Source organism: Pleomorphomonas sp. T1.2MG-36 (genome assembly GCF_950100655.1).
In the GTDB taxonomy this organism is placed as follows: domain Bacteria; phylum Pseudomonadota; class Alphaproteobacteria; order Rhizobiales; family Pleomorphomonadaceae; genus Pleomorphomonas.
In genome coordinates, this window is sequence record NZ_CATNLY010000024.1 from 1 (window position 1) to 429 (window position 429).

Consider the following 429-nt stretch of genomic DNA (forward strand, 5'->3'; position numbering starts at 1 on the left):
GCTTACATTCCTGACCATCTTCCTCTATCTTTGCAATAAGCTCTGGAAGGCTTGCTATATATTTAAGTGAGGAGTGAAAATCCACAGTCGCTGGGGGGAGGGGGGTTAAAAGTAGATCTGCAGCAGCAATACCATTTTTCAGAAACGCGTCTAAATGTGGGCCACAATCCACGAAGATAAAATCGTAGTCATGCTTCAATTTATCTATAATATTCTCTTTGAGGACGGCATGAATATTTTGACCAGGTAGATATTCATTGCATAGTTCTTTCCACCTCTCTGCCATGAACGCATCGTCTATTGACGCAGGAATAATATCAACCCCAGGTACCACGGACTGTACAACGAAATCAGAAAGTAGTTCTTCTCGACTGACGTTCTGAAGCATAGCTTGTGCAGCAGTCTCAGCTACAAGCCCTATCGACAACT

The 429-nt window shown here is 43.1% G+C and carries 1 protein-coding gene; it reads right to left on the reverse strand.

The window, feature by feature from the left end; translation table 11 throughout:
- A partial coding sequence (locus tag QQZ18_RS15755) for a ParA family protein (RefSeq protein WP_284541904.1) occupies positions 1 to 429 on the reverse strand: 429 nt, incomplete at both ends.